Source organism: Friedmanniella luteola (genome assembly GCF_900105065.1).
Taxonomy (GTDB): domain Bacteria; phylum Actinomycetota; class Actinomycetes; order Propionibacteriales; family Propionibacteriaceae; genus Microlunatus; species Microlunatus luteolus.
This window is the reverse complement of sequence record NZ_LT629749.1, coordinates 550,458-576,332: the sequence shown is the minus strand read 5'-3', so window position 1 is coordinate 576,332 and position 25,875 is coordinate 550,458. Positions and strand designations below refer to the sequence as shown.

Sequence of the window (25,875 nt, the reverse complement as noted above, 5' to 3'; positions counted from 1 at the left end):
GCGTCCACCGTCACCCGACCGTCACGCCGTCGCCGCACGCCTGCGGCAGCATGACGGCCATGCAGCGGACGGTCACCTCCCACCTCGACCTCACCCTCACCGGGCCGAGCAAGCTGGTCTTCAGCGTCGCCGCGGCCGCGGGCGTCCCGCTGGCCAGCGAGGAGCTGACGCTGGTCGCCGACGGCGAGCGGGTCGAGCCCACCGAGCTGGTCGACGCGCAGGGCAGCCGGCTGCACGTGCTGCGGACCGCGGCCTCGCGGGTCACGCTGGACTACCGCGCCGTGGCCGACGGCCAGGCCCCGCCGCCGCCGGTCGACGAGCTGGACCTCATCACCTACGTCCGGCCCAGCCGCTACTGCGAGTCCGACACCCTCGGGCCCACCGCCGCCGGTGAGCTCGCCGGCCTGCACGAGGGCGAGCTGCTGACGGCGGTCGCCGACTGGGTGGCGGGTCACCTCACCTACGCCGCCGGCTCCAGCCTGCCCACCGACGGCGCGGCCCGGACGCTGCTCGGGCGCCAGGGGGTGTGCCGCGACTTCGCGCACCTGTCGATCGCGCTGCTGCGCGCGCTCAACGTGCCGGCCCGGCTGGCCGCGGTGTTCGCGCCCGGGCTGAGCCCGATGGAGTACCACGCGGTGTGCGAGGCCTACGTCGACGGCGCCTGGTACGTCGTGGACGCCACCCACCTCGCGCCACGGCAGAGCCTGCTGCGGGTGGCGACCGGCCGGGACGCGGCCGACACCGCCTTCCTCACCAACCTCGGCGGGACCGTCGAGCTGACCGGGCTGGAGGTCACCGCCACGGTCGACGAGCTGCCCGTCGACGACGGCCGGCCCCTGCGTCAGCTGGTCTGAGCCGGCTCGCTCTCGGCGGCGCGCTGCTGCTGCCGCCCGAGCAGCCGGCCGACGACCGTGCTGGCGACCACCGCCAGGACGACGGCGGCCGTGACCGCGAGCAGCGGGTGGCTGCTGAGCCGCCCGCCGACGGCGCCGGCCAGGGTGTAGAGCGCGGCCCACAGCCCGCAGCCGACGAGGTCGGCGGCGACGAACCGGCGCCGGTCCGCGCCCTGCAGGCCGAGCGCGATGATCACCGGGGCCCGGGTGCCGGGCACCAGCCGGGCGGTGACCACGGCGCTGAAGGCGCTCCGGTCCAGCCAGCGGCGGGCCTGCTCGACCCGCGGGCCGGTGGCGTGCCGGTCGAGCCAGCCCTGCAGCGGCCCCCGGAGCAGCCGGGCGGCGGTCAGCAGCACGGTGTCCCCGACCGCCGAGCAGAGCCAGCACACGCCGAACACCCCGAGCGTGGCCAGCACCGAGGGTGCGGCCAGGGCCGCGGCCGCACCGACCATCTCGCCGGTGGGCACGAACGGCACCGACGAGGCCACCAGCACGGTGAGGCCGAGCAGGAGCAGGTCGACGACGTCGGTCACCGCGCGCCGGTCACGGCTGCAGCACGGCCTCGACGTCGATCGTCACCCGCAGCGTGGTGCCGAACACCGCGATGCCGACGCCGACGGCCTGGTTCCAGTTCAGCTGGAAGTCCTGGCGCCGCAGCTCGGCGGTGGCGCTGAACGCCGCGCGGGTGCCACCCCAGGGGTCCGGACCGCTGCCCAGGTAGCTGAGGTCCAGCTGCACCGGCCGGGTGGTCCCGGCGAGCGTCAACCGGCCGGGCAGCACCCAGCCGGCGCCGCCCCGCTCGAGCCGGTCGGCCTCGAAGCGCAGGGTCGGGAACCGTTCGACGTCGAGGAAGTCCGGTGACCGCAGGTGGGCGTCGCGCTGGGCGTTGCCGGTCTCGATCGACGCGGCGACGATCTCGGCGTCCACCCGCGAGCGGGCGACGTCGGCGTCGACGGTGATCGCCCCGGCGAACTCGGTGAAGCGGCCGGAGACGGTGGCCAGCCCGAGGTGGTGCGCCTTGGCGCTCACCGTCGAGTGGGCCGTGTCGAGCAGGTAGAGCCCGGGCGCCGGCACGTCGGTGCCGCCCCGGCGGGTGAGCCGCAGCTCCCCCACGGTCCACGACGGCCCGGCCGGCACGACGACGGTCATCGCCTTCGGTGCGTGGGCGGGCGCGGCGACCAGCAGCGTCCCCGCCCCCGCCGGCAGGCCGTCGAGGGTGAAGCGGCCGTCGTCGCCGGCGGTCCCGCTGGCCAGCTGGGCGCCGTCGGCACCCAGCACCGTGACCGTCGCGCCGGCGACCGGCCAGCCCTCCGGGGTCACCACCCGGCCGTGCGCGGCGGTGGTGGCCACCGCCGCGCCCGGCACCCGGGTGCCCGGGGACCAGGAGCCGGCGCTCACCGCTGCTCCGCGGGCACGCCGTGGGCGACGTCGAGGTCGGCCCGCCCGGTGCCGAGCGGCACCTGCACGGCCGAGACGGCGTCCTCGTCGACCACGACCTCCATCGCCACCGGGGCGTAGCCGGACGCGGTGAGGGTGTAGCGGCCGGCGGCGAGGTCGTCGAACAGGTAGTCCCCGTCGCCGCCGGTGAGGGCGGTGTCGACGACCTGGCCGTCGGCGTCGACCAGGGTCACGGTGGCCTCGCGGACGGCGCGGCCGTCGGAGGCGGCGACGACGGTGCCGGTCAGCCGGCCACCGCCGGTCAGGGCCAGGTCGCAGGCGAGGGCGCCGGACTCGGCGACCTCGACGCCGCGGGCCAGCGGCCGGTGCTCGACGCTCTGCGCGGTCAGCACGTAGCTGCCCGCGACGAGCCGCTCGAAGGCGTAGCCGCCGTCGGCCTCGCTGCGGACCGAGGCCACCACCTCGCCGGTGACGTCGGTGAGCGTCACGAGGGCGTCCGGCACGCCGACCGGCGCGTTGCGCTCCGCGTCGTGGCGGAGCACCCGACCGGTGATGGCGGAGCGGCCGGCCAGGGTCACGTCGCGCACCACCGGGGCGTCGCCGACCGCGACGAGGCTCGCCGTCGGCGCGCGGTGCGCCGCCGCGACGATGAGTAGGAACGTGCCGCCCGAGGTGAGCGGCAGGGCGTACCGGCCGTCCTCGTCGCTGACCGTGCGGCCCACCTGGCGACCGGACTGGTCGGCCAGGGTCACCTGCGCACCGGCCAGCGGCCGGGTGGCGTTCTGCCGGACGGTGCCGGCGACCACCAGCGGGGCGGGCTGCTGCACCGGCAGCGGCGGCTCCTGGGCGGGCGAGGGCGGCCCGGGCACCGCGACGGGCTCCGACTGGCCGTCGACGACCGCCCGGCGGGCCGGGTGGTCACCGTGGCCGTTGCGCGACGCCGGACCGGCGCTGTGCGCCGGTTCGTGGTCGGCGGGGGCGTTCCAGCGCTGGTCCGGCTCGGCGCCGTCGGCGACGGCGGCCTCCGGCTCGTCCCGGCCGCGCAGCACGACCTCCTTGAGGAAGGCCGCGATGATGAGGGCCAGCAGCGCGAAGGGCGTGGCGACCAGGAAGACGTCGGCGATCGCGGAGCCGTAGGCGCTCTGCACGACGCCGCGGATCGGCTCCGGCAGCAGGGACAGGTTCGGGATGCCGCTGCCGCCCGCGGCTCCGGCCTGGGCCGGGTCGATGCCCGCCGCGGCGAGGCCCTCGGTGAGGTGGCTGACGACCCGGTGCGCCAGCAGCGCACCCAGGGCGGAGACGCCGATGGCGCCACCGAGCGAGCGGGTGAAGGCGATGAAGGAGCTGGCCGCGCCCAGGTCCTGCGGGGCGGTGATGTTCTGCACCGCGAGCACCAGGTTCTGCATCATCATGCCGACGCCGGCGCCGATCAGGAACATGTAGGGCGCGACGACCCAGTAGTTGGTGTCGAACGCGATCGTGGCCAGCAGTCCCAGGCCGGCGGTCATCAGCACGCCGCCGATGAGCACCCAGACCTTGTAGCGGCCGGTCCGGCTGATGATCTGCCCGGAGATCGTGGAGGAGAGGAACAGCCCGGCGATCAGCGGGATGGTCATCACGCCGGCCATGGTCGGCGACTCGCCCCGGGCCAGCTGGAAGTACTGGCTGAGGAAGACGGTGCCGCCGAACAGCGCGATGCCGACGAACAGGCTGGCCAGCGAGGAGAGCACGATGGTGCGGCTCTTGAAGAAGCGCAGCGGGATGATCGGCTCGGGCGCGGTGCGCTCGGCCAGCACGGTGAGGGCGAGCAGGGCGATGCCGCCGCCGACCATGAGCCAGGTCTGCCAGGACCACCAGTCGAACCGCTGCCCGGCGAGCGACACCCAGATGAGCAGGGAGGACACGCCGGCCGCCAGCAGGATCGAGCCGAGGTAGTCGATGTGCACCTCGCGCTTGATCACCGGCAGCTTCAGCTTGAGCTGGAGCACGATGAACGCGGCGACGGCGAACGGGACGCCGACGTAGAAGCACCAGTGCCAGGAGAGGTGCTCGGTGAGCACGCCGCCGATCAGCGGACCGCCCACGGTGGCCAGGGCGAAGGTCGCGCCGAGGTAGCCGGAGTACTTGCCCCGCTCGCGCGGGCTGATCATGGTCGCCATGATCACCTGCGCCAGGGCGGTCAGACCGCCACCGCCGATCCCTTGCAGGACACGCATCGCGATCAGCGTCTCCATGTTCTGGGAGAGACCGGCGACCGCGGAGGCCACGACGAAGATCACGAGCGCGATCTGGACGAGGATCTTCTTGGAGAACAGGTCGGCGAGCTTGCCCCAGATGGGGGTCGAGATCGTCGTGGCGAGCAGGGCGGCCACGACCACCCAGGTGTAGCCGGACTCGCTGCCACCGAGGTCGGGGACGATGATCGGCAGGGCGTTCGAGACGACCGTGGAGGACAGGATCGCGACGAACATCCCCAGCAGCAGGCCCCAGAGCGCCTCCATGATCTGGCGGTGCGACATGGCGGGACCGTGCAGGTCCTCGTGGGTCGGGGCGGCGGTGGCGGTGGCGGTGCTCATCGGTTCCTCCGGTGCTGAGGTGGGCTCGGCGGGTCGTCCGGCCGACGCTGGCCTAAGCGGAAGACTTCGTTCCGGTTCAACGTAACATAGTCGAGTGATGCAAATACCTGGATCCCCGCCGACCGGGCAGGCTGGGGTCGTGACGCCCGTCCCCCCGGCCCCCGACCCCGCGGCTCCCGGCTCCGCCACCCCGCTCCGCGCCGACGCCCAGCGGAACCGGGACCAGCTCATCGCCGCCGCCGCCCGCACCTTCGTCACCGGGGGCCCGGAGGTGCCGATGGAGGAGATCGCCCGGGCGGCCGGCGTGGGCGTCGGGACGCTCTACCGGCGCTTCGCCGACCGCGAGTCGCTGATGGTGGCGGTCGCGCAGACGAGCCTGGCCACGCTGCTGACCCGGGTGCGGACGGCCGAGGACGAGGAACGGCTGGCCTGGGACGCTCTGGTGCGGAGCATGACCCACCTCGGAGAGCTGAAGCTCTCGCTGCCCGCCACGGACCCGTTGCCGCCCCACCTCCGGGTGGCCGTCCGCGCCGATCCGGAGGTGCGCCGGCTCCGCCAGGAGCTGGACGAGGCGACCGAGCGGCTCGTCGGCGCCGCTCAGGCGGAGGGGACGCTGCGGACCGACGTCGGAGCCGGCGACGTCGTCCGGCTGTTCACCCTCGTCCACCGCGCGGCCCCGGTCCCGGGGAACCCGGTCGCCGAGCAGGCGGACGAGCGCGCCCTCGCCGTCCTGCTGGACGGGCTGCGGACCGGTCCGCGCCGCGACCTGCCGGGTCGGCCGGTGGCCGCCGCCGAGCTCGGCCGCGGCTGAGCGCCGCCCCGCCACCCCGCACCCGGGCGCCCGATCTGGTTGCCGGGGTGGGTGGCCCGTGTCACACTGCGTGAGTTATTTCCACTACGGATCGTCGGGCACGTACCTGCCCGTGGAAAGGAAGTGTGGCGTGGCCACAGTCCAGTTCAACGAGGCGACCCGGGTCTACCCCGGCGCCGACCACCCCTCGGTCGACAAGCTGAACCTCGACATCGGCGATGGCGAGTTCATGGTCCTGGTCGGCCCCTCGGGCTGCGGGAAGTCGACCTCCCTGCGGATGCTCGCCGGGCTGGAGGAGGTGAACGCGGGCGCCATCCACATCGGCGACCGGGACGTCACCGACCTGCCGCCCAAGGACCGCGACATCGCGATGGTGTTCCAGAACTACGCCCTGTACCCCCACATGACCGTGGGCGACAACATGGGCTTCGCGCTCAAGATGGCCGGGGTCTCCAAGACCGAGCGCCAGCAGCGCGTCCAGGAGGCCGCCAAGCTGCTGGGCCTGGAGGACTTCCTCAACCGCAAGCCCAAGGCGCTCTCCGGTGGCCAGCGCCAGCGCGTCGCCATGGGCCGCGCGATCGTCCGCTCGCCCCAGGTCTTCCTGATGGACGAGCCGCTGTCGAACCTCGACGCCAAGCTCCGCGTCTCCACCCGCACCCAGATCGCGGCGCTGCAGACCCGGCTGGGCGTCACCACCGTCTACGTGACCCACGACCAGGTCGAGGCCATGACGATGGGTGACCGCGTGGCGGTCATGAAGGACGGCGTGCTGATGCAGGTCGACAGCCCGCTGGGCCTGTACGACACCCCGAAGAACCTCTTCGTGGCCGGCTTCATCGGCTCGCCCGCGATGAACCTGATCGAGGGCACCGTCGTCGACGGCGGCATCAAGGTCGGCGACTACACCGTGCCGGTGCCGCGCGAGTGGCTGACCAAGGCGGCCGGCGAGGACAAGCTGACCCTCGGCATCCGCCCGGAGAACTTCAACATCTCCGACAGCGGCGAGGGCATCGGCCTCGACGTCGCGGTGGTCGAGGAGCTCGGCGCCGACGCGTTCCTCTACGGCACCCTGACGGGGCTCGACGAGGACGCCCGCCTGACCGCCCAGCAGATCGTGGCCCGTATCTCGTCGCGGCGCCCGCCGAACCGGGGCGCCACGGTCCGCCTGACCGCCGACGCCGAGCACTTCCACGTGTTCTCGACGAAGACGGGCGAGCGTCTCTCCTGAGCCGCTCCCGGTCGCGGTGACCCGCGGCTGAACGCCCAGCAGGCCCCCGGCTCCGGCCGGGGGCCTGCTGCGTCTCCGGGGTGCCGAAGGGGCCGAGGCCGGCTCGGGCCCCGCGGCGGGGGCGATCAGCCGGTGACGGCCTCGCGCACACGACCGCCGTGCCGGGCCAGCCGGGCGCGCGCCTCGTCCGCACCGCAGCCGGCCAGCAGCATGACCACGGCCGTCTTGGCGTGGCCGTCGGCGGCCCGCAGCGCCGCGTCGGCGCGCTCCTCGTCGACGGTGGCCGCCGTCGCGACGATCCGCCTCGCCCGGTCGACCAGCTTCGCGTTGGTCGGCCGGACGTCCACCATGAGGTTCCGGTAGACCTTGCCCGTCCGCACCATCGCCGCGGTGGAGAGCATGTTGCACACCATCTTCTGCGCGGTGCCGGCCTTGAGCCGGGTCGAGCCGGTGATCACCTCGGGCCCGGTGTCGACCTCGATCGCCACGTCGGCGAGCGCGCTGATCGGCGACCCGGGGTTGCAGGCGACGGAGACGGTGGCCGCGCCCACCTGGCCGGCGTGGTGCAGGGCCGCGACGACGTAGGGCGTCCGCCCGCTGGCCGCCAGCCCGACGACGACGTCCGCCGGACCGATGCCCAGCGCCTCCAGGTCCGCGACCGCGAGGTCGGGGTCGTCCTCGGCGCCCTCGACGGCGACGGCGAAGGCGCCATCGCCGCCCGCCAGCACCCCGACGACCTCCTGAGGCGCCGTGCCGAAGGTGGGCGGGCACTCGACGGCGTCGAGCAGGCCGAGCCGGCCACTGGTGCCGGCACCCACGTAGACCAGCCGGCCGCCCCGCTGGCGGGCCGCGACGACGAGGTCGACCGCGCGGGCGACGGCGGGCAGCACCCGCTGGACGGCGCCGGCGACGGTCTGGTCCTCGGCGTTGATCACCTGCAGCACCTCGAGGGTGCCCATGGCGTCGAGGTCGGCCGTGCGCGGGTTGGCCGTCTCGGTGCCCAGCGCGGCGAGGCCCACCGGGGCGCCCTCGGACGAGGCCGGTCCGCGGGTCGAGGTGGTCACCGGCTGCTCCTCTCCTGGTCGACGACCAGTCGGGTCGGGCGTGCCGGGGGTCCTCCCCACCGCGGCCAGCCGTCGCGGCCCGGGGTCAGCGAGCCGAGGACGCTGGTGTGCCGGGCCCCCGTGCACGACGGTACCGACGCCGGCAGTCCGACGAGGGTGAAGTAGCCGAGAAGGGCGAAGGCGTAGGCCTCCTTGGCCGCGGCCGGCAGGCCCAGCTCGTCGGAGACCAGCAGCGGCACCGGCCCGAGCCGCTCGCGCAACCTGGCCAGCAGCGTCGGGTTCCGGGTGCCCCCGCCGGCCGCGACGACCTCCTGGCCGCCCGCGGCGTGCACCGCCGCGGCGACGGTCGCAGCCGTCAGGTCGGTCAGGGTGGCGAGCAGGTCCTCGAGGGCGAGGCCGGGCCGCCCGGCCAGGACGGGATCCAGGTAGGCCGGGCTGAACAGCTCCTTGCCGGTGCTCTTCGGCGCCGGGCGGGCGTAGTAGGGATCGGCGAGGAGTGCGGCCAGCAGGTCCTCGTCCACCCGGCCGGCGGCGGCGAGGGCGCCGTCGACGTCGTAGGCCTGCACGCCGTCGGTCGCCTGCTGGACGACGGCGTCCAGCAGCGCGCCGGCGGGCCCGGTGTCGAAGGCGACCGGCTCCGCGCCGGGCGCCACCACCGTGACGTTGGCGATGCCGCCCAGGTTGAGGGCCACCGACCGGCGGCCGCGGCCGGCGAGCCAGAGCACGTCCAGGGCGCTGACCAGCGGGGCGCCCTGGCCGCCGGCGGCGACGTCGCGGCTGCGCAGGTCGGAGACGACGGGCAACCCGGTCCGCTCGGCGATCCAGGCGGGCTGGCCCAGCTGCAGGGTGCCGCGGACGTGCCCGTCCTCGGTCCAGTGGTAGACGGTCTGGCCGTGCGAGACGACCAGCTCGGCCCGGCCGTCGCAGAGCTCGGCGTCGGCGCGGGCGGCCAGCCGGGCGAAGGCCTGGCCGACCCCGGTGTCGAGCCGGCACACCGCCTCGAGGGTCGTGGCGGCCGGCGGCAGCGCGGTCCGGAGGGCGCCGACCAGCGCGGCCGGGTAGGACTCGCTGAGCAGGCCGAGCGGGCGCAGGTGGACGGCGTCGTCGTGCACCTCCAGGTCGGCGGCCGCGGCGTCCACCGCGTCGGCGGAGGTGCCCGACATCATCCCGACGACCCTCACCGGCCGGCCAGGGCCCGGCGGTGCGCGTCGCTGCGGAGCGTGAGCAGGGCGGCGGCGCTGACCGGGCAGGTCGCCGTCACGTGGTGGGCGGGGATGTCGAGGTTGCCGGCGGAGCGATCATGGGGGTCCTACTTTCCCCGCCTCCACCTTTCGGTGTCAATCATTGACCTCGGCTCGGCGCCGGGGTCAGAGGAGGTCGAGCAGGCTCCGGGGGCCCAGCACGGCGGCGCCCAGGTCGCCCACCCGGGCCCGCAGCTCGCGGTCGGCCGTCACCACCACCAGCGGCCGGCCGGAGCCGGCGTGCTCGGCGACCGCCGCCACCACCGCGTCGTCGCCCGAACCGCCGGTGCCGACGACCTCGACCCCGTCGACGCCGCCGACGTCGCGCGCCCGGCCCTCGACGACCAGCAGGAAGCGGGGGAACGAGCGCAGCCCCCGGACCTCGCCGTCGCCGAGGCCCGCCACGCCGGTCCCCGACGCCCGGGCCAGCTCGTCGCGCAGCCGTCCGGCCGCGCCGGCGCGGTCCTTCCACCAGCCGTCGGGCCGGCTGCCCATGACGTTCGCCGCGTCGACGACGACCACCGGTGCCGGCCCGACGGCGCGCAGCAGCGGCCAGGTGCGGGCGAAGCCCGGGTGCAGGTCGAGGGCGTCGACCTCACCGAGCGGGACCCAGCGGACGTCGTCGCTCTCCCAGTTGCGGGCGGCGAGGCCCATGCTCGACGACGCGGTGGCGACGACGGTGGTGTAGGCCCAGCCGCCGTGGTCGTCGACGTAGGTGGCCTCGACGGCCACCCGCTCGGGGGCGACGGTGGCCTCCTCCCCGGCCTCGCGGAGGGCGGCCTGGACCGCGGTCTCGTCCCCGTCCCGGGCGCCGCCGAGGATGCCCCAGGTGCCGCCGTGGTGGCTCCGCTCGGCCCGCAGCTGGAGGGCGACGGCGGGCGGCTCGTCGGCGGGGGTGCGCAGCAGCAGACCGGCTGCTCCGAAGAGCCCCCAGTGACGGTGCCCGGCCACGCACGTCGTCCAGCCGTCACCACTCGTCACCACCCGATGGTAGGGCGGCCCCGCGCGCTAGCGTGGCCCGGCCACCGACCCCTCCGAGGAGCTCCCGGATGCCCGCCGAGCACGACCCCCGCCTCGTCACCCTGCGCCCCGTCACCCTCGACGACGCCGAGGCCTACGTCCGCTGCCACGTCGACTGCCTGACCGAGACCTACGCCGCGATCATGCCGCCGGCGTTCGCCGAGCAGCACCGGCAGGCGATCCCGGACACCGTGGCGCAGACCCGGGCCGCCTGGGCCGCGGCGGACGAGCAGCCCGAACCCCGGACGCACGCGTGGCTGGCCCGCGACCCCGACGGGGAGGTGGTGGGCGTCGTCCGCTCCGGCCCGGGCACGCAGGACTGGGAGCGTGCCCTCGGCGCCCCGCCGACCGACGTCGGCTGGCAGCTGCACCACCTCTACACCCGGGCCCGGACCCACGGCACCGGCCTGGGCCGGCGGCTGCTCGACGCCGCCGTCGGCGACCACGCGACCTACCTGTGGATCCTGGACGGCAACCCCCGCGCCGACCGCTTCTACCGCCGCCACGGCTTCGCCCCCGACGGCGGCACCCTGACGTGCGGCCCCAGCTGGTTCCACCGCCCGATGTACCGCCTGGTCCGGCCTCCCGCCCGCTGAGCTCCTCGGGGCCGCGAACCTGCTGGACGACCGCCGCGATGAACGGCCCCCGACGCAGATCTCCAGCACCCGCTGGCCCGAGGAGGGCCCTTCGACAGGCTCAGGGGGCGGGGACAGGCTCAGGCGGCAGGGACAGGCTCAGGGGGCGGGGACCGGCTCAGGGGCGAGGTCGGCGAGCAGGTCGAGCAGCCGCTGCCGCAGGGGTGCGGACCGGACGGCGAAGGCCCGCTGCGCCGCGGCGTAGGCGGCCCGCCCCTCCGGCGTCTCGACCGGCACGGCCTGCAGGCCCAGCGCGCCGAAGTCGTACGGGCTGGCGCGCATGTCCAGCTCGCGGATCTCGCGGGCCAGCGCGAAGGCGTCGGCGACGAGGTCGGACGGCACCAGCGGGCTGAGCTTGTAGGCCCACTTGTAGAGGTCCATGTTGGCGTGCAGGCAACCCGGCTGCTCCAGCGCCTGCTGGTCGGCGCGCGTCGGCTGCAGCAGGTTGAGCGGCCGCGCCGCCGGGGTGAAGAAGCGGAAGGCGTCGACGTGGCCGCAGCGGACCCCGCGCTCCTCGACGACGGCCGCGACGTCCTCGGCGGGCATCCGCAGCGGCCAGCCGGGGTGGCGCAGCTCGTCGGCGCTCTGCCGGTAGACCATCGCCCACTCGTGCAGGCCGAAGCAGCCGAAGTGGCCGGCCCGGCCGGCCGTGGCGGCGAGCAGGTCGCGCACCCACCGGACGGTGCCGAGGCGCGCCGCGAGCACCGTCGCCGTGTCGAGCGTGACGCCGTCGGCCACCGCGACGTAGCCGCGCCAGTCGAGCAGCTCCCCGGCGGCCGGCCCGGCGAGCACGACGCCGGGCCCGGGGTGCCAGCGCCGCAGCTGGTAGGGCCGCTGGTTGTAGTACTCGAACAGGAAGTCCTCGACGGGGTGGCTGCGACCCCGGCTGCGCCGCTCCCGGTGACCGGCCAGCCAGCCGTCGACCCGGGCGTGGTGCGCGTCGCGGCGCCCCGTCCAGTCCGGCTCGGCCAGCACGACCGGCGACCCGGCGGGCGCGGGCAGCAGGTCGGTCACGCCGGTCAGCCTAGGCGGCGGGACGTCCCCCGGGTCGACCCCGGATCGTCCGTCACCCCGCTGGACCTCGGTGACAAGATGACGGCATGCCCAGGTTCCTGTCGGCGAAGCCGGACGCGCGGTTGATCACGCTGCCCTGGGAGACGCCGCTCGCCGAGTGGCCCGAGGAGAGCCTGGTGGCCCTCCCCCGCGGCATCTCGCGGCACGTCGTCCGCTTCGTCCGGGTGGGCACCGACGTCTACGCGGTCAAGGAGGTGCTGGAGCACCTCGCCCGGCACGAGTACCGGCTGCTGCGCGACCTCACCCGGCTCGACACCCCCTCGGTCCAGCCGGTCGGCGTCGTCACCACCCGCATCGACCGCGACGGCGGACCGCTCGACCCGATCCTCATCACCAAGCACCTGCAGTTCTCGCTGCCCTACCGCTCGCTGTTCAGCCGGGGCGTCCGCCAGGACACCGTCAACCGGCTGGTCGACGCCATGGTGGTGCTGCTGGCCCGGCTGCACCTGATCGGCTTCCTGTGGGGGGACGTCTCGCTCTCCAACACCCTCTTCCGCCGTGACGCCGGCTCGTTCGCCGCCTACCTCGTCGACGCCGAGACGGGCGAGCTGCACGACCAGCTCAGCGACGGCCAGCGCGAGCACGACCTGCAGATCGCCCGGGTCAACCTGTTCGGCGAGTTCTGCGACCTGGAGGCGGGCGGCCTGCTGGACGCCAACCTGGACCCGCTGACGCTGGTGCAGACCATCGAGAGCCGCTACCGCGAGCTGTGGCTGGAGCTCACCGAGGTGGAGGAGTTCGACGGCAGCGAGATGCACCGGATCGAGGGCCGCGTCCGGCGGCTGAACGCGCTCGGCTTCGACGTCGCCGAGCTGGACATCACCACCGACTTCGCCGGCTCGACGATCCGCATCCAGCCCAAGGTCGTCGACGCCGGCCACCACTCCCGGCGGCTGCTCCGGCTGACCGGGCTGGACACCGAGGAGAACCAGGCGCGGCGGCTGCTGAACGACCTCGACGCCTACCGGGCGCGGACCGACCAGCAGGGGGCCGACGAGTCGATCGTCGCCCACCAGTGGCTGACCAACCGCTTCGAGCCGGTGGTCAACCTGGTCCCCAACGAGATGCGCAAGAAGCTGGAGCCGGCCGAGCTGTACCACGAGGTGCTCGAGCACCGCTGGTTCATGGGCGAGAAGGCCGGCCGGGAGATCCCGATCTCCGAGGCCGCGCAGAGCTACATGGACGACGTGCTGCAGAACCTGCCCGACGAGCAGATCGCGCTCTCGGCGATGGAGTCGATGGGGCCGCTCGCCAACCCCTTCGACCCCTCCCAGGGCTACGTCGACGACGAGACCGACAAGCCGTACGACCCGTGGGAGGACGCGGGTGAGGCTCCGGGTGAGGACGAGCCGCCGGCCCAGGAGTACCTCGACATCGCCGCCCTGCGCGCCCGCGCCGCCCGGGGCTGATCCGCTCCCGCGCCGCTACGGCGAGCCCACGCCGGGTGCACCGGGCGCGGGAGGGCGGTCGGAGCGCAGCAGCGCCTCGACCTGCGCGCACACCGCGTCGACGTCGCTGCGGCCGGTGTCGACCACGAGGTCGGCCACGATCCCCGGCCGGAGCGCCCAGAAGCGCTCGTGGGTGCGGCGCAGGAAGTCCAGCTCACGGGAGACCCCGCGCTCGGGGTCGCCCGTCACCCGGTCGCCGGCCGTGCCCAGCGGGCAGGTGAGCAGCACCCGCCGCACCCCGGCCCCCGGCGGCACGTGGGCCAGCACCGCCGCCGTCTCCTCGGGGCTGTAGACCGGCCCGTGCACGACCACGACGTCGAACGGCTCCGCCAGCAGCGCCCCCACCAGCACGCCCTGGGTGACGTGGGCCCGGTCCCAGTGCTCCTCGGTCAGCCCGCCGGGGACGTGTCCCAGCCGGGCGACGTCGTCGTGGTCGGTGCAGGCGACGCTGCGGCCGGCGGCCACCAGCCGCTCCGTCAGCCGGGCGGCGACGGTGCTCTTGCCCGCGGCGATCGGCCCGGTCAGCAGCACCACCCGCGCGGCGAGCGGCGCCGTCACCGCGGCGGCATCCGCAGCGCCCCGTCGAGCCGGATGACCTCGCCGTTCAGCAGCGGGTTGGCCACCAGCGCCTCCACCAGCTGCGCGTACTCGGCGGGACGACCCAGCCGGGCCGGGTGGGGCACCAGCGCCTCCAGCGAGGTCCGGGTCTCCTCCGGCAGGCCGGCCAGCATCGGCGTCTCCATCACCCCCGGCGCGATCGTCATCACCCGGACGGCCCGGTCGGCGAGGTCGCGGGCAGCCGGCAGGGTCAGCGCGGCGACCCCGCCCTTGCTGGCGGCGTAGGCCGCCTGCCCCACCTGGCCGTCGAAGGCGGCGACGCTGGCGGTCATCACGACCAGCCCGCGGTCGCCGTCCAGCGGCGCGTTCCCGCCCATCGCCTCCGCGGCCAGCCGCAGCAGGTTGAAGGTGCCGACGAGGTTGATCTCGACGACCCGCTGGAAGTCGGCCAGCGGCAGCACGCCCTTCCGCCCGACGACCCGGCCCGGCGTCGCCACGCCCGCGCAGCTGACCGCGACCCGGAGCGCCCCGTGCGCCGTGGCGGTGGCGAGCGCGGCGGCCAGCTGGTCGGGGTCGCGGACGTCCGCGGCCGCGAAGACCGCCCGCGGCCCCAGCTCGGCCGCGAGATCGGACCCGCGCGATCCGGGCAGGTCGACGAGGACGGCCTGCGCACCGCTCGCCAGCAGCGCCCGGACGGTCGCCTCGCCGAGGCCGGAGGCGCCGCCGGTGACCAGGACGACGTCGTCCTCACCGAGCCGCACGGGAGCTCCCGCCGAGCGAGCCGAGCAGCTGCCGGCCGATGACCAGCCGCTGGATCTGGTTGGTGCCCTCGAAGATCTGGGTGACCTTGGCCTCCCGCATGAAGCGCTCGGCGGGGAAGTCGGTGGTGTAGCCGTACCCGCCGAGCACCTGCACGGCGTCGGTCGTCACCCGCATGGCCGCGTCGGTCGCCACGAGCTTGGCGACGGCGGCGTCCCGGGTGAAGGCCATCCCGGCGTCGCGCTTGCGGGCCGCGAGCAGGTAGGTCGCCCGGGCGCTGTCCACGGCGGCGGCCATGTCCGCCAGCAGGAACTGCATCCCCTGGAACTCCGCGACGGCCCGGCCGAACTGCCGGCGCTCCTGCGCGTAGCCCACGGCGAGGTCCAGCGCGGCCTGCGCCAGCCCCGTGGCGCAGGCGGCGATGCCGAGCCGGCCCGAGTCCAGCGCCGAGAGCGCGATCCGCATCCCCTGGCCCTCCGCGCCGATCCGTCGGTCGTCCCCGACCGCGACCCCGTCGAGGTGCAGCCCCGCGGTGACCGAGGAGCTCAGCCCCATCTTCCGCTCGGGGGCGCCGAAGCCCAGCCCGGGCGCGTCCCCGGGCACCAGGAAGCAGGTGAGCCCGGCAGGCGGTGACTCCCCCACCCGGGCGAAGACGGTGTAGACGTCGGCCTGCGAGCCGTGCGTGACCCACGCCTTGGTCCCGTGCAGCGCGTAGCCCTCGTCGGAGCGCTTGGCGCGACTGGTGAGCCCGGCGATGTCGGAGCCGGCCTGGGGCTCGGAGAGGGCGTAGGCGCCGAGCCGGTCCCCGCCGACGAGGTCGGGCAGCAGGCGCTCCTGCTGGGCCGGCGTCCCCCAGGTGGCGAGCGGGTGGCAGCTCATCACGTGCACCGAGACGCCGACGCCGACGCTCATCCAGGCCGCGGCCACCTCCTCCAGCGCCTGGAGGTACACCTCGTAGGGCTGGCCCAGCCCGCCGAGCTCCTCGGGGTAGGGCATCCCGAGCAGGCCCAGCCCGCCGAGCATCGCGAACACGTCGCGCGGGTAGCGGCCGGCGGCCTCGTCGGCCGCAGCGCGCGGGACCAGCTCCGCCCGGGCGACCTCGCGGACGAGGGCGACCAGCTCGGCGCCCTCGTCGGTCGGCAGCAGTCGTTCGACGGCCACGGTCGGACCTCCTCGTCCACCGGCGCCGGGTCGGACGTCGGAGCGGTACCAGCGGCAGTACGGTGGTACCGCCATGCAGAGCACTGTACCCGCGCCGCCGGCGCCCGTGGGGCCCCGCCGGCTGACCCCCCGCCAGCGCCAGCTGCAGGACGGGCTGGTGGAGCTGGTGCTGGCCGAGGGGTTCAGCGCCGCCACCGTCGAGGACGTCGCGGCCCGTCTCGGCTGCTCCAAGCGGACCCTCTACGCGCTCGCCGACAGCAAGGAGCAGCTGGCCCTGCTCGTGGTCCGGCAGTTCTTCCGCCGGGCGACCGCCGCCGTCGAGGAGGCGCTCGCGGGCACCCGCTCCCCCGCGCGCCGGGTGACCCGGTACCTGGAGGCGGTCGCCGAGCAGCTGCGGGCGGCCGGGCCCGCCTTCCGGGCCGACGTCGCCGCCTTCGCCCCCGCCGCGGAGGTCTACGAGCAGAACACCGCCGCGGCCGCGGCCCGGGTCCGGGAGCTGATCGACGACGGCATCCGCGCCGGCGCCTTCCGCCGGGTCCCCGCCGCCTTCGTCGGTGAGGTCGTCACCGCGACCATGCGACGCATCACCTCGGGCGAGATCGGCGCCGCCACCGGGCTCGACGACGCCCAGGCCTACGCCGAGCTGGCCCGCCTGGTCGTCGCCGCCATCAGCCGGTAGGCCCCCCGCCGGACCGGTGGGCAGGTGGGTATGGCGCCCGGTCCGACCGCCTGGGGGAAGTTCATCACCCCCGGCCCCACCCCGCCCCGCCCGCACTAGCGTCGAGAGCACGCTGCCGCAGACCCGGGGGACGCCATGACCGACACCATCGACCGTCGCAGGTTCCTGGAGCTCGGAGCCGGGGGCCTGACCGCCCTGGCCGTCGGCTCGACCGTGGTCCTGCCCGCCGGGGCCACCGTCGACACGGCCGGGGTGGCGCAGCACACCCGGCGGCACCCGGGCGCGCCGTGGTTCGAGACGGACATCGGCACCCTGCAGCGCTGGATGCGCCGGGGTCGGGTGACCAGCGCGGGACTCACCGCAGGGTTCCTCGCCCGGATCGCCGAGCTGAACCCCGTCCTGCACGCGGTCATCGAGACCAACCCCGACGCCCTCCGCATCGCCCGCCGACGCGACGCCGAACGGCGCGCCGGCCACCTGCGGGGACCCCTGCACGGCATCCCCGTGCTGGTCAAGGACAACATCGCCACGGACGACCGGATGGAGACCACGGCCGGATCGCTGGCGCTGGTGGGCAGCGAGGTCCCGGCCGACGCGCCCCTGGTCCGCCAGCTCCGGCGCGCGGGGGCGGTGGTGCTCGGCAAGGCGAACCTGTCCGAGTGGGCCAACTTCCGGGGGTTCGACTCGATCAACGGCTGGAGCGCCCGCGGCGGCTTCACCCGCAACCCGTACGACCTCGGGTTGGACCCCAGCGGGTCCTCCTCGGGCTCGGCCGCGGCCGTGGCCGCCGGGCTGAGCGTCGTCGCCGTCGGCACCGAGACCGACGGGTCGATCCTCTCCCCGGCCGGGGAGCAGTCGATCGTGGGCCTCAAGCCGACGGTCGGCCTGGTCTCGGGCCGGGGCATCATCCCGATCGCCGCGTCGCAGGACACCGCCGGTCCGATGGCCCGCACCGTCCGCGACGCGGCGCTCCTGCTCGACACGCTCCGCGTGCCGGGACGCCGGGTGCTGGGGCACCGCGTCCCCCGCTCCTACGCGGAGCACCTGGACCGCCGGGGGCTGCGGCACGCCCGGCTGGCCTACGACCTGCGCTACGTCACGGGGGACTACGGTCCCGGCGACGAGGACGCGCTGGCCCTCACCGAGACGGTCCTCCGGCGGCTGCGGCGGGCCGGCGCCGTGGTCGAGGAGGTCACGTCGCTCGACCCGGCCCAGCCGGACGCCAGCGGTCGCATCCCCCTCGACGACGAGTTCACGGTGCTGCTGTTCGAGTTCAAGGTGCAGATCCAGCAGTACCTGTCCACGCTGCGGAACACCGACCTCCGGACCCTCGCCGACCTGATCGCCTTCAACCGGGCGCAGTGCGGCACCGAGCTCGCCTGGTTCGGCCAGGAGGTCTTCGAGCTGGCCGAGGCCACCAGCGGCGACCTGCGCGACCCCGGGTACCGGGCGGCCAAGGCCACGAGCCAGGCGTTCGGGCGCGGCGTCATCGACGGCTACCGGCGGCAGGGCTTCGACGCCGTCCTGACGCCCTCGAACAGCTTCGCCACCTCCGTCGCGGCCACCGCCGGCTACCCGAGCCTCTCGGTGCCGATCGGCTTCGTCCGCGAGACCCGGCCGGTGGGGTTGTGGATGGCGGCCGGCTGCCTGGAGGAGCCCGCCCTGCTCGGTCTCGGCCACGCCGTCGAGCAGCTGCTGCAGGCGCGGGAGCGGCCGACGCTGGCCGGCACGGTGCCGCCCCTGCCCGACCCCTTCAACGGGTGCCAGGCCCCGGCTCCCCAGGCGGACCGGTCCCGGACGGCGGCCGCGCCCACCCCGGCCCGCCGACGCCGCACCTGGTGACCGGGCCGCGCCCGGTACGGTGACGGACCCGGTCGACGGACCGGCGACAGGCCGGCAGGGCACGGCCGTCCGGGGTCGCGACGACCGGCGCCGCCGGCCCGACCAGTGGCGCAGCACGCTGTTGCTCCGGGCGTTGCCGGCGCTCTCCTCAGCGGTCTGGCTGGTGCTCACGGGGGTGGCCCTCGCCCTCCCGCGCAAGCCGACCCCGCGGGCTGTGAATCGTCCGAGAACCGGGCCCGATCGGCGCCACCCGGGCAGGCGTGCGCATAGGCTGCGCCCCATGAACGAGGACCTGCACACCCTGGGGGAGGACCTGATCACGACCTCCGCCCGCGTCGTGCGGTGGGTCCCCAAGTCCAGCACGTTCACCCTGAGCCTGGCCGCGGCCCGCATCCTGGCCCGCCTGAGCGACAACGGGCCGACCCGGATCAGCGAGCTGGCGGTCGCCGAGCGCTGCTCGCAGCCGACGATCACCAACCACATCAAGCGCCTCGAGGCGGCCGGCCTGGTCGCGCGGAACGCCGACGTCCGGGACGCCCGCGCCTGGATGATCGAGCTCACCCCCGAGGGCCGGGAGCAGCTGGCGACGCTGCGGGACTCCCTCGGCACGGGGGTCGAGCCCTACCTGGCCCGGCTCTCGCGACGCGACCTCAAGGCCCTGCGCGAGGGTGTCGACGCCATGCGCCGCCTGATGGCGCTCGACGCCTGACGCGCGACACCTGACCCCGGGGCCGCTACCGGTAGTCTGCCTCGGTGACGCAGCACCCTCAGGCCTCCTCGGCGGCGGACGCGCGCCCGGCCCCGGACGCCGCTGAGCCCGAGAGCGGCCCGGGGTCCCCGAGCGGCGCCTTCCGGCTGTACGACACCGCTACCCGCACGGTCCGGGACTTCGTCCCCGTGGTCCCCGGCCGGGTGTCGATCTACCACTGCGGGCTCACCGTCCAGTCGGCGCCGCACGTCGGGCACATCCGCAAGGAGGTCGTCTTCGACGTCCTGCGGCGCTGGCTCACCGCCCGTGGCCACGCGGTCACCGTGATCGCGAACGTCACCGACATCGACGACAAGATCCTCACCAAGTCGGCGGAGGCCGGGGTCCCCTGGTTCGCCCACGCCTACCGCTTCGAGCGCGAGCTCCACGACGCCTACGCGGCGCTGGGCTGCGAGCCGCCCACCTACGAGCCGCGGGCGACGGGGCACATCCCCGAGATGGTCGAGCTGATCGAGGTGCTGGTCGAGCGGGGCCACGCCTACGCGGCCGAGGACGGCTCGGGCGACGTCTACTTCGACGTCCGGTCCTGGCCAGCGTACGGCTCGCTGTCGGGCCAGCGCATCGACGACATGGAGGCGGCCGAGGACGCCGACCCGCGCGGCAAGCGGGACCCCCGCGACTTCGCGCTGTGGAAGGGCCACAAGCGCGGGGAGCCGGCGACGGCCTCCTGGCCCACCCCCTGGGGGCGCGGCCGGCCGGGCTGGCACCTGGAGTGCTCGGCCATGGCCGGCAAGTACCTGGGCGACGAGTTCGACATCCACGGCGGCGGGCTGGACCTGCGCTTCCCGCACCACGAGAACGAGCTCGCGCAGTCGACGGCGGCCGGCCAGCGGTTCGCCCGGTTCTGGATGCACAACGCCTGGGTCACCGCGGCCGGGGAGAAGATGAGCAAGTCCCTCGGCAACGGGGCGCTGGTCTCGGAGGTGACGCAGGCCTACCCGCCGCGTGCCGTCCGCTTCTACCTCGCCCAACCCCACTACCGCTCCGCCATCGAGTTCTCCGACGACTCGCTGGCCGAGGCGACCGCTGCGCTCGCGCGCATCGACGGCTTCGTCACCCGCGCCGCCGAGCTGGTCCCCGACGCCCCGGCCGCCGCGCTGCCGGAGGCGTTCGTCGCGGCCATGGACGACGACCTGTCGACCCCGGCCGCGGTGGCGGTGCTGTACGCCGCCGTCCGCGACGGCAACACCGCCCTGGACGCCGGCGACCTGGACACCCTGGCGCTGCAGCTGGGCCGGACCCGGGCGATGCTCGGCGTGCTCGGCCTCGACGCCGACGACCCGGTCTGGCAGCGGGGCGGCGCGGCGGGCGCCGGCCAGGACTACCGACCCGTCGTCGACGGGCTGGTGGCCGCCCTCGTGGAGCAGCGCGCCGCGGCCCGCGCCCGCAAGGACTTCACGGCGGCCGACGCCGTCCGGAACGCGTTGGCGGCGCTCGGCGTCGTCCTCGAGGACACCCCGCGGGGGACCCGGTGGTCACTCGCCGCCCCGCCCGAGATCACCACAGGAGCCTGAGATGCCCGGGAACAGCCAGCGCAAGGGCGCCGTCCGCCGCAAGGGCAAGGGCAACACCGCCGGCTCCGGCGGACGCGTCCGCCGGGGTCTGGAAGGCCGCGGCGCGACGCCGCGGGCCGAGGACCGGCCGTACCACAAGTCCTACGTCTCGCCCAAGGCCGCGGCGGCCGCCGCCGCCCGCGGTCGGGGCGACCGCGGCAGCGGGCCGACCCAGCGCACCGGCCGGCCCGGCACGGGCCCGGAGTGGGTGGCGGGCCGCAACCCCGTCCTCGAGGCCATGCAGGCCGGCATCCCCATCAAGACGGCCTACATCAGCGAGGGCGCGGAGCGCGACGACCGGCTGCGCGACATCCTCAAGCTGGCGGCCGACACCAAGACGCCGATGCTCGAGGTGACCCGCGACCAGCTCGACAAGATGACGGGCGGCGCGATCCACCAAGGCGTCGCCCTGCAGCTGCCGGAGTTCACCTACGCGCACCCCGACGACCTGCTGGCCGCCGCGCTGGACACCGACGGCGAGCCGCTGGTCGTGGCGCTCGACTCCATCACCGACCCCCGCAACCTCGGGGCCGTGGTCCGCTCGTCCGCCGCCTTCGGCGCCCAGGGCGTGCTGATCCCCGAGCGCCGCTCCGCGGGCATGACGGCCGCCGCGTGGAAGACGTCCGCCGGCGCCGCGGCCCGGATCCCGATCGCCCGGGCCACCAACCTCAACCGGGCGCTGCGGGCGTACAAGGACGCCGGGTTCTTCCTCGTCGGCCTCGACGGCGAGGCGGAGACCGACATCGCCGACCTCCCCCAGACCAGCGGCCCGCTGCTGCTCGTGGTGGGCAGCGAGGGCGACGGGCTGTCCCGGCTGGTCCGGGAGGCCTGCGACACCCTGGCGTCCATCCCGATCACCGCGTCGGTGGAGTCGCTGAACGCGGGCGTGGCCACGGGCATCGCCCTCTACGAGATCGCCCGCAGCCGCCGCTGACCCGGGTCGGCCGCCGTCAGCCGGGCGGTCGGACCTGCACCTGGCGGACGTCGAGCTCGGTCACCAGCGTGGCCGGGGCCGTCCGCCGGTCGGGGAAGTCGAAGACGGCGAGGACCAGCTCCATCGGGTAGGCCGGGGACTGGGCCGAGGTCCGGTGCGTCCGCCCGTCGACGGAGAACGTGACGCCGTCCGGGGTCCAGGTGACCGCGTAGCGGTGCCACCCCGCGACGTCGAGCGCGGTCGGCTCGGCGCTGAACTCCTCGTGCAGGGCGGGATCGCGGAAGGGGTGCAGGCCCGAGCCGAGCCCGACCGACCCGCCCGCGACCGTGTCGCCGAACACCTCGACCAGGCAGATCTCCCCGCACCGCTCCGGCCGGTCCTCCAGCCCCACCATCCAGGCCGAGAACATCGAGGCCGGGTCGAGGACCGCCCGGCACTCCACCTCCACGCGGCCGTACCAGGGGGTGCAGCCCCACTGCGCCGGCTGCTCCTCGGTCACGACGAGCCCGTCGGCGAACGGCTGCTGGCCGCGCGTGCTGCCGAGCGGGCCGGACCAGTTGCCGCTCTGCACCGCCGAGACGCGCAGGGCGCCGGGGTGCAGGTCGGGACACCACCGCGGGTGCTCGGGCGGCAGGCTCAGGTGCAGGCCGTCCGCCTGCACCGACCAGGTGGCCGCGGCCGCGGCCCGGGAGCTCCACGCCGGCATGTAGGCGGGCGTCCAGGTCTGCTCGTCGAGGCCGGCGGCGAAGCGCTCGTCGAGCGACGTCGGGCCGGGAGGCTGCTCGGTCACGAGGACCAGTCCAGCACCGACCACCGACAGTTCTCGCCGCCGGGGCACCGTCCACGGACGGCTCACCAGGGCTCGACGCCCGAGCGGCTGAAGAAGGTGCCCGGCAGGTCGTCCGCGGTGCACGCCTGGACCACCGCGTCGGTCCCCTCCGTCACCGTCTGCGGCCCGGAGTGCGCGTTGAGGTCGGTCGCGGTGTAGCCGGGGTCGACGGCGACGACCCGGACGCCGTCGAGGAACTTCGCGTACTGGCTGGTGATCATGTTCAGCGCGGCCTTGGCGGACGGGTAGACGACCGAGGGCACCTGGGACTCGAACCGGCCGGGGTCCGTCGTCACGCCGAAGGAGCCGAGCCCGCTCGAGACCATGACCACCCGGGGCGCCGCGGCGGCCCGGAGCAGCGGCAGGAACGCGGCGGTCATCCGCACCGGGCCCAGCACGTTGACCCCGAAGACGGGCAGGAAGTCGGCGGCGACGGTGTCGGCCGGGGCGGCGTGGGTGCCGGCGACCCCCGCGTTGTTCACCAGCACGTCGAGCCGGCCGGACGCGGCCCGGACGGTCGCGACGGCCGCGGCGACGGAGGCGTCGTCGGTGACGTCGAGGGGCAGCGGCCGGACGTCGGCGCCGTCGACGCGGCCCGCGACCTCGGCGACCGCCTGGTCGAGGCGCTCGGGGTCCCGGGCGCCGAGGTGGACGGTCCAGCCGAGCGCGGCGAGGCGGACGACGGTCTCGAGGCCGAGACCCTTGTTGGCCCCGGTGACGAGGGCGACGGGTGAGGAGGCAGCAGGTGTGGTCATGGAGCCAGCGTCGGCGGCCCCGCGGACCCGCACCAGGGCCGGTCGGTCGTGGGACCGGCGCTCCTACCCGGGCGCGGCCACGCCGGAGCATGCTGGGGCGGTGACCACCGCCGTGAACCGCGCCGAGCTCGCCACCGTGCTGCGCCGCGCCCGCGCCCGGGTGAGCCCGGCGGACGTGGGCCTGCCCGCCGGACTGCACCGCCGGGTCGCCGGGCTGCGCCGCGAGGAGCTGGCCATGCTGGCCGGGATCAGCGTCGACTACGTCGTCCGGCTCGAGCAGGGTCGGGGGCCGCACCCGTCCGCCTCGGTGCTGGGCGCCCTGGCCCGGGCGCTGCGGCTCGGCGACGACGAGCGCGCCGAGCTGTTCCACCTCGCCGGGTCCGCCCCGCCGACGCCGGGGACGATCGCGCTCCAGGTCCGGGCCACCGTGCTGCGGCTGGTCGACCGCTTCGTCGACCTGCCCGTGCTGGTGACCAGCGCCAAGGGCGACATCCTCGCCTGGAACGCGATGGCGTCGGCCCTGCTGGGGGACCTGTCGGCGGTGCGACCCGAGCGTCGCAACATGAACCGGCTGCGCTTCCTGCCCGAGCCCGGCGACGCGGCCCGGCACCCCGTCGGCGTCGGCCCGGGCGAGAGCGCCGCCATCGCCGCCCAGACCGTCGCCAGCCTGCGCACCGCGGCCGCCCGCTACCCCGGCGACCCCGGCCTGCGCCGGCTGCTGGCGGACCTGCAGGCAGGGTCGCCCGAGTTCGTGGCCCTGTGGCGGTCCGAGCCCGCCGGCGGCTGGCGCAGCCACCGCAAGACCGTGCTGCACCCCCGGCTGGGTCCGCTGGTGCTGGACTGCGACACCCTGCTGGTCCCCGACGACGACCAGTCCGTCGTCGTCTACTCGGCCGCCGCCGGCACGCCGGAGGCGGGGGCGCTGTCCCTGCTCACCGTCGTCGGGACGGAGATGTTCCTGCCCGCCGACCTGGTCGACCAGCCCGAGGACGCGGCGTCCGCAGCACGCCCGGGCGGCGGACGGGCCCCGTCCCGGTAGATTGACCTCGGTCCGGTCCACGCCGGGCCACCCCGCACCCCACCCGCTGGAGAGATCGTGACGCTCACCACCGCGACCGCCGCCGCCAACGGCGCGGACTACGCCGCCACCGCTTCCCAGGCCTACCAGGCCGCCCTGTCGGTGATCGAGCAGGTCGAGCCGCGCATCGCCGAGGCCACCCGCCAGGAGCTGGCCGACCAGCGCAGCTCGCTCAAGCTCATCGCCTCGGAGAACTACGCCTCCCCCGCGGTGCTGCTGACCATGGGCAGCTGGTTCTCCGACAAGTACGCCGAGGGCACCGTCGGCCACCGCTTCTACGCCGCCTGCCAGAACGTCGACACCGTCGAGGCGATCGCCGCCGAGCACGCCCGTGAGCTGTTCGGCGCCGAGTACGCCTACGTCCAGCCGCACTCCGGCATCGACGCCAACCTCGTCGCCTTCTGGGCGATCCTCGCGAACCGGGTCGAGCTGCCGGAGCTGGCCGAGGTGGGCGTCAAGGGCATCAACGACCTCTCCGAGGAGCAGTGGGAGTCGCTGCGCCACAAGTTCGGCCACCAGCGGGCGCTGGGCATGTCGCTGGACGCCGGCGGCCACCTCACCCACGGCTTCCGCCCGAACATCTCCGGCAAGATGTTCCACCAGCGCTCCTACGGCACCGACCCGACGACGCAGCTGATCGACTACGACCAGGTGCGCGCGGCCGCACGGGAGTTCAAGCCGCTGGTGCTGATCGCCGGCTACTCCGCCTACCCCCGCCGCGTGAACTTCGCCAAGATGCGCGAGATCGCCGACGAGGTGGGCGCGACCTTCATGGTCGACATGGCGCACTTCGCCGGCCTGGTGGCGGGCAAGGTGTTCACCGGCGAGGAGGACCCGGTCCCCTACGCCCACATCGTCACCAGCACCACCCACAAGTCGCTCCGCGGGCCCCGCGGGGGCCTCGTGCTGGCGACGAAGGAGTACGCCGACTCCGTCGACCGGGGCTGCCCGATGGTGCTCGGCGGCCCGATGGCCCACGTGATGGCCGCCAAGGCCGTCGCGCTGGCCGAGGCCCGCACCACCGGGTTCCAGACCTACGCCCAGCAGGTCGCCGACAACGCGAAGGCCCTCGCCGAGGGCTTCACCCGGCGGGGCGCCACGCTGGTCACCGGCGGCACCGACAACCACCTGGTGCTGCTCGACGTCTCCGGCTACGGGCTGACCGGCCGGCAGGCCGAGTCGGCCCTGCTGGACGCCGGCATCGTCTCCAACCGCAACGCCGTGCCCAGCGACCCGAACGGCGCCTGGTACACCTCGGGCGTCCGGCTGGGCACCCCGGCGCTCACCACCCGCGGCTTCGGCGCCGACGAGTTCGACCGGGTGGCCGAGCTGGCCGTGGACGTGCTCAGCGGCACCACGCCGGCGACCGCCTCGAACGGGAAGCCCGGCAAGGCCAGGTACGTGCTGGCCGACGGCCTCGCCGACCGCACCAAGGCGGCCTGCGCCGAGCTGCTCGCCGACTTCCCGCTGTACCCCGGCCTGCAGCTCTGATTCCCGCTGCGGCCGTCTCGTCAGCGTCGGTGGTCGCGCTGGCGACCGCACGCGCTGACACGTCGGTCCGCCGGTGGCG

The 25,875-nt window shown here is 75.2% G+C and carries 23 protein-coding genes and 1 pseudogene; 12 read left to right on the top strand and 12 right to left on the bottom strand.

The genetic code is table 11. The features are described 5' to 3' along the window. The first annotated feature begins 59 nt into the window (after positions 1–59). A complete protein-coding gene (locus BLT72_RS02710) occupies positions 60–854 on the top strand; it encodes a transglutaminase-like domain-containing protein (RefSeq protein WP_091409803.1) in 795 nt (264 codons plus the stop codon). On the opposite strand, the gene BLT72_RS02705 is transcribed toward BLT72_RS02710, so the two are convergent. The 3 genes from BLT72_RS02705 to BLT72_RS02695 are packed head-to-tail and all read right to left on the bottom strand — an operon-like array spanning position 842 to position 4,867. Beyond that, entirely contained in the window at positions 842–1,426 is a 585-nt protein-coding gene (locus BLT72_RS02705) for a DedA family protein (RefSeq protein ID WP_091409800.1), read from the bottom strand. The genes BLT72_RS02710 and BLT72_RS02705 overlap by 13 nt on opposite strands. 10 nt (positions 1,427–1,436) lie before the next feature. Beyond that, positions 1,437–2,291: a YceI family protein gene (locus BLT72_RS02700; protein WP_231930291.1), complete on the bottom strand. Its 855-nt coding sequence runs from the start codon at positions 2,289–2,291 to the stop codon at positions 1,437–1,439. Then, positions 2,288–4,867, bottom strand: a complete 2,580-nt coding sequence (locus BLT72_RS02695) for an MFS transporter (RefSeq protein ID WP_091409797.1) — start codon at positions 4,865–4,867, stop codon at positions 2,288–2,290. Before BLT72_RS02695 ends, BLT72_RS02700 begins: the two co-directional genes overlap by 4 nt. A 139-nt stretch (positions 4,868–5,006) precedes the next feature. Here BLT72_RS02695 and BLT72_RS02690 point away from each other — a divergent pair, with 139 nt between their 5' ends. Beyond that, complete coding sequence (locus BLT72_RS02690) at positions 5,007–5,678, top strand: TetR/AcrR family transcriptional regulator (protein WP_197677180.1); 672 nt, start codon at positions 5,007–5,009, stop codon at positions 5,676–5,678. A gap of 130 nt (positions 5,679–5,808) precedes the next feature. Next, entirely contained in the window at positions 5,809–6,906 is a 1,098-nt protein-coding gene (locus tag BLT72_RS02685) for an ABC transporter ATP-binding protein (RefSeq protein WP_091409795.1), read from the top strand. Positions 6,907–7,031: 125 nt separating this feature from the next. On the opposite strand, the gene murQ is transcribed toward BLT72_RS02685, so the two are convergent. The 3 genes from murQ to BLT72_RS22940 all read right to left on the bottom strand — a co-directional run bounded on the left by murQ (position 7,032) and on the right by BLT72_RS22940 (position 10,192). Further along, positions 7,032–7,865: an N-acetylmuramic acid 6-phosphate etherase gene (gene murQ, locus BLT72_RS02680; RefSeq protein WP_425349233.1), complete on the bottom strand. Its 834-nt coding sequence runs from the start codon at positions 7,863–7,865 to the stop codon at positions 7,032–7,034. A 101-nt stretch (positions 7,866–7,966) separates the two neighbouring features. Further along, complete coding sequence (locus BLT72_RS02675) at positions 7,967–9,151, bottom strand: anhydro-N-acetylmuramic acid kinase (RefSeq protein WP_091409791.1); 1,185 nt, start codon at positions 9,149–9,151, stop codon at positions 7,967–7,969. A 186-nt stretch (positions 9,152–9,337) separates the two neighbouring features. Beyond that, positions 9,338–10,192, bottom strand: coding sequence for an NUDIX domain-containing protein (locus BLT72_RS22940; RefSeq protein WP_231930285.1), 855 nt, complete (start codon positions 10,190–10,192; stop codon positions 9,338–9,340). 68 nt (positions 10,193–10,260) lie between these two features. Between BLT72_RS22940 and BLT72_RS02665 the strand changes: the two genes are divergently transcribed. Beyond that, the gene (locus BLT72_RS02665; protein WP_157720253.1) at positions 10,261–10,827 is read left to right on the top strand and encodes a GNAT family N-acetyltransferase; all 567 of its coding nucleotides are present in this window, start codon (positions 10,261–10,263) and stop codon (positions 10,825–10,827) included. 138 nt (positions 10,828–10,965) lie between these two features. On the opposite strand, the gene BLT72_RS02660 is transcribed toward BLT72_RS02665, so the two are convergent. After that, on the bottom strand, positions 10,966–11,880 hold the full coding sequence (locus tag BLT72_RS02660; RefSeq protein WP_231930283.1) for a 3-methyladenine DNA glycosylase: 915 nt from the start codon (positions 11,878–11,880) through the stop codon (positions 10,966–10,968). Between the two features lie 86 nt (positions 11,881–11,966). Here BLT72_RS02660 and BLT72_RS02655 point away from each other — a divergent pair, with 86 nt between their 5' ends. Continuing rightward, complete coding sequence (locus BLT72_RS02655; RefSeq protein WP_091409784.1) at positions 11,967–13,349, top strand: DUF4032 domain-containing protein; 1,383 nt, start codon at positions 11,967–11,969, stop codon at positions 13,347–13,349. A 15-nt stretch (positions 13,350–13,364) separates the two neighbouring features. Here the strand turns inward: BLT72_RS02655 and BLT72_RS02650 are convergent, their stop codons facing one another. From BLT72_RS02650 to BLT72_RS02640, 3 genes are read right to left on the bottom strand one after another with little or no spacing between them, the layout of a single operon-like run. Next, positions 13,365–13,946 (bottom strand): adenylyl-sulfate kinase, encoded by a 582-nt coding sequence (locus BLT72_RS02650; protein WP_091409780.1) that lies wholly within the window; start codon positions 13,944–13,946, stop codon positions 13,365–13,367. Further along, the gene (locus BLT72_RS02645; protein WP_091409777.1) at positions 13,943–14,707 is read right to left on the bottom strand and encodes an SDR family NAD(P)-dependent oxidoreductase; all 765 of its coding nucleotides are present in this window, start codon (positions 14,705–14,707) and stop codon (positions 13,943–13,945) included. The genes BLT72_RS02650 and BLT72_RS02645 overlap by 4 nt, the downstream gene beginning before the upstream one ends. Continuing rightward, on the bottom strand, positions 14,694–15,941 hold the full coding sequence (locus BLT72_RS02640; RefSeq protein WP_091409774.1) for an acyl-CoA dehydrogenase family protein: 1,248 nt from the start codon (positions 15,939–15,941) through the stop codon (positions 14,694–14,696). The genes BLT72_RS02645 and BLT72_RS02640 overlap by 14 nt, the downstream gene beginning before the upstream one ends. Here BLT72_RS02640 and BLT72_RS02635 point away from each other — a divergent pair. From BLT72_RS02635 to rlmB, 5 genes are all read left to right on the top strand, one after another. After that, complete coding sequence (locus BLT72_RS02635; RefSeq protein ID WP_091409770.1) at positions 15,940–16,545, top strand: TetR/AcrR family transcriptional regulator; 606 nt, start codon at positions 15,940–15,942, stop codon at positions 16,543–16,545. The two genes, BLT72_RS02640 and BLT72_RS02635, sit on opposite strands and share 2 nt — an antisense overlap. A 135-nt stretch (positions 16,546–16,680) precedes the next feature. After that, on the top strand, positions 16,681–18,387 hold the full coding sequence (locus BLT72_RS02630; RefSeq protein ID WP_197677179.1) for an amidase family protein: 1,707 nt from the start codon (positions 16,681–16,683) through the stop codon (positions 18,385–18,387). Positions 18,388–18,667: 280 nt separating this feature from the next. After that, positions 18,668–19,096, top strand: a complete 429-nt coding sequence (locus BLT72_RS02625; RefSeq protein ID WP_091409767.1) for a MarR family winged helix-turn-helix transcriptional regulator — start codon at positions 18,668–18,670, stop codon at positions 19,094–19,096. 146 nt (positions 19,097–19,242) lie between these two features. Beyond that, entirely contained in the window at positions 19,243–20,670 is a 1,428-nt protein-coding gene (cysS, locus tag BLT72_RS02620) for a cysteine--tRNA ligase (protein WP_091416526.1), read from the top strand. A gap of 1 nt (position 20,671) precedes the next feature. Continuing rightward, positions 20,672–21,643, top strand: coding sequence for a 23S rRNA (guanosine(2251)-2'-O)-methyltransferase RlmB (gene rlmB, locus BLT72_RS02615; RefSeq protein ID WP_091409763.1), 972 nt, complete (start codon positions 20,672–20,674; stop codon positions 21,641–21,643). Positions 21,644–21,659: 16 nt separating this feature from the next. On the opposite strand, the gene BLT72_RS02610 is transcribed toward rlmB, so the two are convergent. After that, complete coding sequence (locus BLT72_RS02610) at positions 21,660–22,433, bottom strand: glycoside hydrolase family 16 protein (protein WP_197677178.1); 774 nt, start codon at positions 22,431–22,433, stop codon at positions 21,660–21,662. A gap of 62 nt (positions 22,434–22,495) precedes the next feature. Continuing rightward, positions 22,496–23,227 carry an SDR family NAD(P)-dependent oxidoreductase gene (locus BLT72_RS02605; RefSeq protein ID WP_091416520.1) on the bottom strand — a complete coding sequence of 244 codons (732 nt, stop codon included), beginning with the start codon at positions 23,225–23,227 and terminating at the stop codon, positions 22,496–22,498. Positions 23,228–23,327: 100 nt separating this feature from the next. Here BLT72_RS02605 and BLT72_RS02600 point away from each other — a divergent pair, with 100 nt between their 5' ends. Further along, positions 23,328–24,266, top strand: coding sequence for a helix-turn-helix transcriptional regulator (locus BLT72_RS02600; RefSeq protein WP_231930282.1), 939 nt, complete (start codon positions 23,328–23,330; stop codon positions 24,264–24,266). Positions 24,267–24,327: 61 nt separating this feature from the next. Beyond that, a pseudogene (locus tag BLT72_RS02595) lies at positions 24,328–25,796 on the top strand (glycine hydroxymethyltransferase); the annotation flags it as partial. Positions 25,797–25,875: the final 79 nt, after the last annotated feature.